This window comes from Halomonas sp. (genome assembly GCF_052095695.1).
Lineage (GTDB): Bacteria > Pseudomonadota > Gammaproteobacteria > Pseudomonadales > Halomonadaceae > Vreelandella.
The window spans coordinates 20,993-28,937 of record NZ_JBQDLQ010000046.1 but is presented as its reverse complement, the minus strand read 5'-3'; the positions used below and the strand labels follow the sequence as shown (position 1 = coordinate 28,937).

The window sequence follows — 7,945 nt, the reverse complement described above, 5'->3', positions numbered from 1 at the left end:
GTCAGATCTGACCAGGTATTGCAGATACCGATAATCGGCTTGCCCTGAAACTCATGGTCGGGGATGCCCTGATTTTTCATCCAACTGCGGTACATGAAACCATTCTTGTCAGCGGTACCAAACCACTCGGCAGAGCGCAGTTTTGGCTTATTAACATTTGATGAATCACTCATATTCGTCTCCTCGGTCTCGAACTGTCTGCAGCTCAATGTTTTTATTAGTGGTCAATCCATACAGGTTGGGTGAGGCTTTTAGTCACAACATCTTAGTTACACCAGTGAGAACACCAGCCACGCTAAACCAAACGCCATCAATGAAATTCCGATTGAAATGACGGTCCAGGTTTTCAGCATAGTTTTGGTATCCACACCTAAAAAATGACCTACCCGCCAGAATCCAGAGTCATTGACATGAGAATAACCAATGGCAGTCAGTACAACGCCGAACATGCCATCAGCGCCGGTGATTAAAATGATGCTATAGACCGGCGATAACGTTTTTCAACCGCCTCATGAACGTTAAGGCACCTGCTGCTTGCGTCGTTTCTAGCATGGCGTTTTTTCCTAAAATTTTGTTGTTATTGGTGTTGCGGTTAATAGCAATCACCAAAGCAAATCCACTATAGGCAGCCACCCAATAACCAACCAATACCAAAAACTGCCAATATCGATATACTTTTAGTTATCACGCATACAACAAGGCTTATTCCATGGGCGTACTCGATGAAAACTGGTTTCTTCACGTGAGACTAAAGTTGCGTCACTTTCAGTTATTTTTGGCGCTTGATGAGCAGCATAATCTGCATAGGGCAGCGGCTCAGCTCAACATGAGCCAGCCCGCCGCTTCAAAGTTACTCAGCGACCTAGAAACAAATCTGGGGATTCGTTTATTTGATCGACACGCCCGCGGGTTGACGCCTAACTGGTACGGTGAAATCATGATTCGCCACGCCCATAGCATGCTGTCGGCATTACGCCACACCGGCGAAGAGCTAAATGCATTACGTGACGGCAATGCTGGAACGGTTGCCGTCGGTACCGTGATGGCACCAGCAGTCACTCTGCTCACCAGCGCTATCGAGCGCGTGCATAGAGAGCGGCCAGGATTAAAAATTCGCGTTGATGTCGATGTTAGTAAAACACTCGTGCCGCGCCTGCTTGAGGGCGAGCTAGATTTCGCGATTACACGGATCCCTGCAGGCTTTGATATAGAGCGCTTCGTCTTTGAAGACATTGGCGAAGAAGAACTCTGCTTTGTATGTCGCCAAGGCCACCCACTAGCCGACAAAACGTCGCTGAATTTGACCGACATGGCAGACTACCCATGGACGTTACAGCCGACTGGCGCCCTCATGCGCCAGCGCGTAGACAGCCTCTTTTTGCATCATCAGGTAGCGCCCCCCTGTCAGATAGTAGACACCGCCGATGTGCTACTTTCGCTCGCGCTGGTTGATAAATCAGACACGATCACCGTCACCACAAGAGAAACCGCCAATCTGCTATGTGCACCGCAGCGTTTCCATCTATTACCGTTTAGCGAAGCGCTCAGCGTTCAGCCATACGGGCTGGTTAGCCTACGCAATCAGCGCCTCTCACCCGGTGCCGCCGCGTTAATGAGCACACTGCGTGACATTATCGCGTTAGGATCTTCTTCTGCGGCACCACATCGTGGCAGTGATGATGGTCATGCGTTATGAAGAGGCTCTCGCTGATCTAGATTTTTGGTAGCGATACGCCTTAACCAGAAGAGGCGAACACCACAACACAATCACTGCAATACCCAACCCCGCACTGATGGGGCGCGCGAAAAAGCTCGTTAAGTCGCCACCGGTGCGAAGCATTGCGCTCATAAAGTTATTTTCGACCGTTGAGCCAAGCACTAACCCCAGAATGGCTGGCGCCATTGGGAAGCCATTGACGGCAAGCACGTAAGCCACCAGCCCAATGACCAGCATTATCCAAACATCGACGATGCTATTATTGATCGCAAAAGCACCGACGATACAAAAGCATATGATGACCGGCATTAAGACGCGGCTGGGGGTCAGGATAAAGAATTTCGATAACCTGATCGCCATATAGCCAATGGGAAGCATCATTAAGTTAGCGACAATAAACACGATAAATAAGGCATAGATCAGTCCTGAACCATCCATAAAAATGGTAGGGCCAGGATTCATGCCTTTCATGTACAGTACGCCAATCACGATAGCGGTAATGGAATCACCCGGAATACCGAACACCAATGCCGGCACCCACGCCCCGCTCAGGCCGGAGTTATTCGCAGAACTTGCATCCACAATGCCCTCTATATGACCGGTGCCATACTTAGCCTTTTCTTTTGATCGGCTTTTTCCCACGGCATAGGCAATCCACGCAGCAATGTCGGCACCTGCGCCGGGTAACGCGCCAATCAATGTACCGATTGAGCTACCGCGCAGCATATTTCGCCAATAGCGCCTCGTATGTCTCGGCACGTTGTGAAACACGCTGTCTGTGGCAACGATGTTGATGGTCTTTTTCTCAGACTTTGAGCTGTAGTAGTTCATCAGCTCATTCAGGGCAAACATACCAATCATCACCGGTATAAAGTTGACCCCCGCCATTAGGTCAGGCACGCCAAAGGTAAAGCGCGGAGCCCCACTCATCATATCGAGACCGACGGTCGAAAGCAGAATGCCAAAGAGCAGTGAGAGAAAGGCTTTCGTTTTAGAGCCAATCGAAATAAATATCGAACAGCTTAAACCCAGCACTGCGAGCCAAAAGTATTCAAATGCACTGAACTTTAACGCAACTTCCGCTAAAAACTGGGCCACCACAATTAAGATAACGGTACCAAAAATACCGCCGAACACTGAGCAGACTAAGTTGATGCCTAATACTTCTCGTGCCCTGCCTTTTTTCGCCAGCGAATACGATTCCGTCACGTAAGCCGCCGATGCCGGCGTTCCCGGTATATTTAAATAAGTACTTGGAATATCGCCCGCAAAAATGGCCATTGCTGATGTCGATACAATAGCGGCGATAGCCGGCGTCGTATCCATATAGAAGGTCACTGGCACTAGCAGCGCCACGGCCATGGTCGCCGTTAGGCCAGGCACGGCGCCGACGAAGATGCCAAATAGCGAAGCCGCTATAATGACTAACATAGTGTCTAGCGTTAAAACTAACGCAAAGCCATTAATTAAAGCGTCCATGGCAAGCTACCCCCTAATAGAACGCCTTGAGGTAACGGCACTAAAAGATAGTGTGAAAAAATAAAATAAATCGCCAGTGAGACACCGACAGAGGCCGCCAAGGCGACGTATAAGGCCGTTTTTCTTAGTATCATGAGTGAAAACATAATGATGATCATGGCAAACAGCGCGCCGATGTAAGGGCTTGCCACGACGTAAAAAACAATCATTAGCGGCGGCAATATCATTGCCCAGCTTTTTTTGCCTGTTGGGGGCTCAGCACTTTCTAACTCAGTGGCGTTTAGTGCTGATCTTTCAAAAGCGTTAGTTTCAAAAGCGTTGGTTTCTAATTCAGTGGTTGCTAGCTCAGCGCCTGGTAATTCACTTTGCATCATTTGATCAGCCCCCCTGTGCCTTTGCCACATTCCGCCCAACAGTAGAACGACGCCGCCGATGCAAAATCCCCCTCCAACGATGGAGGGGAAAAGAGAGGGCCCGAACTGGAGACTAGGTAGGGTGGGAAACTGCTGGGCGATAAAAATGGTCACCACCCCAGCAATAACAAACCCTATTCCGATGAGAACATCCCGCATTTTCTTTCCTTAGTTAGCTAGGCCAACTTGCTCAACGATCTCACCAAAAACGGTATCCATGTCTGCCATCAGCTGGCCAAAGTCTTCAGCATTGCGCCACTGCGTACCGAAGCCCTGCTGATGCATAAAGTCTTGATACGTATCGCTGTTGTAGGCGGATTCCAGCGCGGCCTCAAGCGTGGCGACGACCTCGGGGTCCATCCCTTTTGGGCCGGCAATACCGCGCCACTCACCGACTTGATAGCTACTGCCAAGCAGCGCTTCAATGGTAGGAATATCGGGAAAGCTATCAATACGCTCAGGAGACATAACGGCGAAACTTTTGACGCGCCCAGCTTCCATCATTGAGCGCGCTTCTGGCACTGAGCTGGGAACAATATCAATGCCGCCGGAGACTAGCTCGATCATCGCGGGCGCGGCACCTTCACTTGGGATCCAGATCACTTGGTCAGCAGGGACACCTTGGTCCATCAAGAAGCCCGCAAAGGCCAAGTGCCAGACCCCGCCTTGGCCCGTACCAGACGCGGTAAAGGTGCCTTTGGGCTCGCTCTTAATAGCGTCAATCAAATCTTGCAGGCTTTCATAAGGGGAATCAGCAGCTACCTGTATACCCGGGAAGTCATAGTTAACCTGAGCAATCGGCGTAAAATCTTCATAGGTAAGGTCGGTTAAACCCTGCCAATGCATCATGTTCACTTCGCCGGTTGCTAAGCCAATCGTATAGCCATCTGGCGCGGCGTTAATCATCGCGGTATGCCCTACCACGCCACTGCCACCGGTGCGGTTTACCACGTTAACTTTTTGGCCGATTTCATCTTCAAGCGCGCGGGCAATGGTGCGCGCCGTCGCATCAGTACCGCCGCCGGCCGCCCAGGGCACAATCAGCGTGATAGGGCGTTCAGGATAATCAGCCAGGGCCGCACCTGAGGCCACCATCACCGCCGCAGCGATACCTGAAACAAGCATAGATTTAAGAGAATTATTTATAATTGTCATATTCACTTTCCTTTGGTCATTGATTGCTTAGCGTCAATTATCTTTTTTGGAAACGTCACGGGTTAATGCTTTAAGGGCTTTCTTTTCTAACAACGTCTGCTTTCTCAGTGAAATAGGTGGGGAGACCTATCGCTTAGAAAGCGTCTTTAAGCATGTTGTAAAAATCTTCTTTCGAGGGTGCTCGGGGATTGGTCGCCGTGGAGTGATCTTCTAATGCCCACTGAGCCAGTTGATCCAGGTGCTCTTCCGTAACCCCCATGTCGCTTAAACTAGCAGGCATTCCCAATGTCACATTGAGCCTTTCAAACGCTTTGACTAAATCGTCATCAGGGTTGAGGCCCATAGCATCTTTGAGGCGAGCAAATTTATCCTCACAGCCGGGCTGATTAAACTTAAGCACAGTGGGCATCAACACGGCATTGAGCGTGCCATGATGAAGCTTTAACTCATGCAGACCTCCTAATGCATGAGACAAGGAGTGCACCGCGCCCAGCCCCTTCTGAAAGGCCATCGCCCCTTCCAGGGCTGCCATCATCATTTCGTTTCGAGCGGTTAGGTTTTCGCCATTTTCAACGGCTTCTACCAGATATTGGCTAGCACGCGTCAGCCCATCCAAAGCAATCGCTTCAGCGGGAGGGTTTATCTTGGGACTTAAAAAGGTTTCCACGCAGTGAGCGATGGCGTCCATACCCGTGGCAGCGGTCAAGAACGGCGGCAAACCGAGTGTTAGCCGAGGATCGCAGATAGCCACCGCAGGAATCAGGTACGGGGAAAGAAAGCCGAGCTTACGATTATCTTTCATCGTAATTAAGGAGGCTCTGCCTACCTCACTGCCGGTGCCGGCCGTTGTCGGCACCGCTATTAAGGGCAGCACGTCGGCATTAATTTTTGCAACGCCGCCTTCAATCGCAGCGTATTGGCGCAGTGGCGCGGGATGATTAAAAAGTAACGCGACCGCTTTAGCCATATCGATGCTGGAGCCCCCACCAACGGCCACAATGCCATCGCAGTCATTTTCCTTTAAAAACGCCAATGCGCTTTCTACGGCTATTTCCGTTGGGTTTGAAGGAGTGCCATCGAAAATACAGGCATCTGCGTCAAGGCGTGCAGCCTCAATGACGTGTGCAAGAACGGGGGTAGCGCTGAGGCCTTTATCCGTTACAAACAGCGGCCTTTTTACCTTCAACAGGTGCAGCTCGTTGGCTAGCTCCGCAATGGCATGCTCACCAAATTGAATTTTAGTCAGATAGTTGATGATATAAGGCATTGTAATTTCTCATTATTATTGGGTGAAAAACAAAAAAACAGCAATGTTGACTAAAAAGGTGTCATACAGTATGACTGTACAACAACAGTCTAGTAACGTATTTTGTGCCTGCCAAGCCCTTTACGAAAAAATACTCTTTACCGATATGGACAATGGCTAAAGCAACAAATACCTGCCTTGCACTCAGTCTCTGAGAGCAATCTAGAACAAATGAACATTGCATTCAATGACCATTACATAGGACGATAGTCTAATCGACGCACGCGGCCTGCTTGGTAGAGTGCTCCCACAATGATCGCATTTGAGCCTGTGCCTGGTCATCGCATCAAAAGCTCAACAATCAGTTTGAGGTAAACGATGGAACTCATTAATTCCCCGTCCGTTATTATTCATCTCAACCCAAGAGATAACGTAGGCGTTGCCTCAACAGCCGTGCCGAAAGGCATTCCTATTGATAGAAATGGCACTCTAGCCAAAGGGAATATCGATGCGGGTCATAAGGTTGCGTTAACTAACATTCAAAAAGGTAGGGCCGTTTATAAGTATGGCCAACTGATAGGGTTAGCGTCGCAGGATGTGCAGCCCGGCGAGCACGTGCATACTCACAACCTTGATATGATCGAGCTAAATTCTTCATTACAAGATTTCCAGCCCCACTCGAAAACAGAAGTAACGCCAACTTCTCCCACGTTTCAAGGCTTTCAGCGTGCTGATGGCAGCGTAGGTACACGTAATTACATTGGCATTCTTTCTACCGTCAACTGTTCTGCCACGGTGGCTAAAGCCGCCGCCGATACCCTTAATCAATCAGATGACTTAAGCCAAATGGGCTTCGACGGCGTCGTGGCGATTACCCATGGTTCGGGTTGCGCTATGAACACTGACTCCGAGGGTTTTACCTTTCTTGAGCGCGTTATTGCCGGCTACGCACAGCATGCTAATTTCGCCTTCGTGCTTATTATTGGCCTGGGCTGCGAGACGAATCAGGTTAAAACACTCGTTAAACGCCAAGGCTTAGAAGATGCCTCAAGGCTTGCCTACTTCAATATTCAAGACGCGGGCGGCACGCGCACGAGTATCAAAACGGCCTGCGATCACATCATGCAGATGGCGACTCAGCACGGCAAAATACAGCGCACACCGGCCTCCTTAGAGCACCTGGTGGTGGCGTTACAATGCGGGGGCTCGGATGGATATTCAGGTATTACCGCTAACCCAGCGCTTGGCCATGCCGCCGATCTCATCGTGCAACAAGGCGGCAGCGTCATCCTGGCTGAAACTCCTGAGATTTATGGCGCGGAAAACCTGCTGATTGACCGTTCTATCAACGAAAGCGTCGCGCAAAAACTATTGGATCGGATTACTTGGTGGAAGCATTACACTGAGATTAACGGTGCCGAGTTAAACAATAATCCTTCGCCTGGCAATAAAGCGGGTGGGCTTTCAACGATTCTAGAAAAATCACTGGGCGCCGTCGCGAAAGGCGGAAGCTCAAGCCTCAACGATGTGCTGCAATATGCAGAGAAAATTACTGCGCGCGGCTTTAACTTTATGGACAGCCCAGGCTACGACCCTATTTCCGTGACCGGCCAAATTGCGTCCGGCTCAACGGTGGTGTGCTTTACCACCGGGCGGGGGTCGGTATCAGGTTTCAAACCAGCGCCCTGCCTTAAGCTCGCCACCAATACGCCCATGTATGAGAAAATGCATGAAGATATGGATATCAACTGCGGTGTTATCGTCGATGGCACCGGCAGTGTAGAAAGCGTTGGGGTAGAAATTTTTGAACGCATTATCGCGATTGCTTCAGGTGACATGAGCGCAAGTGAATCATTGGGTTACGGTAATAATGAGTTCGTACCTTGGCTGATAGGTGCCGTCACCTAAGCGTTGTTTCAAGAGCAATGGGCTAAT

The 7,945-nt window shown here is 50.0% G+C and carries 7 protein-coding genes; 2 read left to right on the top strand and 5 right to left on the bottom strand.

Going from position 1 to position 7,945, the window contains the following annotated elements:
- Nucleotides 1–269: 269 nt before the first annotated feature.
- Nucleotides 270–449 carry a GntT/GntP/DsdX family permease gene (locus ACTH5D_RS10815; protein ID WP_441671077.1) on the bottom strand — a complete coding sequence of 60 codons (180 nt, stop codon included), beginning with the start codon at nucleotides 447–449 and terminating at the stop codon, nucleotides 270–272.
- A 260-nt stretch (nucleotides 450–709) separates the two neighbouring features.
- On the opposite strand from ACTH5D_RS10815, the gene ACTH5D_RS10810 reads away from it, so the two are divergent.
- Nucleotides 710–1,696: a LysR substrate-binding domain-containing protein gene (locus ACTH5D_RS10810; RefSeq protein ID WP_441671075.1), complete on the top strand. Its 987-nt coding sequence runs from the start codon at nucleotides 710–712 to the stop codon at nucleotides 1,694–1,696.
- Here the strand turns inward: ACTH5D_RS10810 and ACTH5D_RS10805 are convergent.
- The 4 genes from ACTH5D_RS10805 to ACTH5D_RS10790 all read right to left on the bottom strand — a co-directional run bounded on the left by ACTH5D_RS10805 (nucleotide 1,691) and on the right by ACTH5D_RS10790 (nucleotide 6,031).
- Nucleotides 1,691–3,196, bottom strand: a complete 1,506-nt coding sequence (locus tag ACTH5D_RS10805; protein ID WP_441671073.1) for a tripartite tricarboxylate transporter permease — start codon at nucleotides 3,194–3,196, stop codon at nucleotides 1,691–1,693. The genes ACTH5D_RS10810 and ACTH5D_RS10805 overlap by 6 nt on opposite strands.
- Entirely contained in the window at nucleotides 3,184–3,768 is a 585-nt protein-coding gene (locus ACTH5D_RS10800; protein ID WP_441671071.1) for a tripartite tricarboxylate transporter TctB family protein, read from the bottom strand. The genes ACTH5D_RS10805 and ACTH5D_RS10800 overlap by 13 nt, the downstream gene beginning before the upstream one ends.
- A 9-nt stretch (nucleotides 3,769–3,777) precedes the next feature.
- Entirely contained in the window at nucleotides 3,778–4,764 is a 987-nt protein-coding gene (locus ACTH5D_RS10795; RefSeq protein WP_441671069.1) for a tripartite tricarboxylate transporter substrate binding protein, read from the bottom strand.
- 133 nt (nucleotides 4,765–4,897) lie between these two features.
- The gene (locus ACTH5D_RS10790) at nucleotides 4,898–6,031 is read right to left on the bottom strand and encodes an iron-containing alcohol dehydrogenase (protein WP_441671067.1); all 1,134 of its coding nucleotides are present in this window, start codon (nucleotides 6,029–6,031) and stop codon (nucleotides 4,898–4,900) included.
- Nucleotides 6,032–6,388: 357 nt separating this feature from the next.
- Between ACTH5D_RS10790 and ACTH5D_RS10785 the strand changes: the two genes are divergently transcribed.
- The gene (locus ACTH5D_RS10785; RefSeq protein ID WP_441671065.1) at nucleotides 6,389–7,918 is read left to right on the top strand and encodes a UxaA family hydrolase; all 1,530 of its coding nucleotides are present in this window, start codon (nucleotides 6,389–6,391) and stop codon (nucleotides 7,916–7,918) included.
- The last annotated feature ends 27 nt before the right edge of the window (nucleotides 7,919–7,945 follow it).

Coding starts and splice junctions, on each gene's coding strand:
- ACTH5D_RS10815 (WP_441671077.1), bottom strand. CDS start 449: ATGTTCGGCGTTGTACTGACTGCCATTGGTTATTCTCATGTCAATGAC.
- ACTH5D_RS10810 (WP_441671075.1), top strand. CDS start 710: ATGGGCGTACTCGATGAAAACTGGTTTCTTCACGTGAGACTAAAGTTG.
- ACTH5D_RS10805 (WP_441671073.1), bottom strand. CDS start 3,196: ATGGACGCTTTAATTAATGGCTTTGCGTTAGTTTTAACGCTAGACACT.
- ACTH5D_RS10800 (WP_441671071.1), bottom strand. CDS start 3,768: ATGCGGGATGTTCTCATCGGAATAGGGTTTGTTATTGCTGGGGTGGTG.
- ACTH5D_RS10795 (WP_441671069.1), bottom strand. CDS start 4,764: ATGACAATTATAAATAATTCTCTTAAATCTATGCTTGTTTCAGGTATC.
- ACTH5D_RS10790 (WP_441671067.1), bottom strand. CDS start 6,031: ATGCCTTATATCATCAACTATCTGACTAAAATTCAATTTGGTGAGCAT.
- ACTH5D_RS10785 (WP_441671065.1), top strand. CDS start 6,389: ATGGAACTCATTAATTCCCCGTCCGTTATTATTCATCTCAACCCAAGA.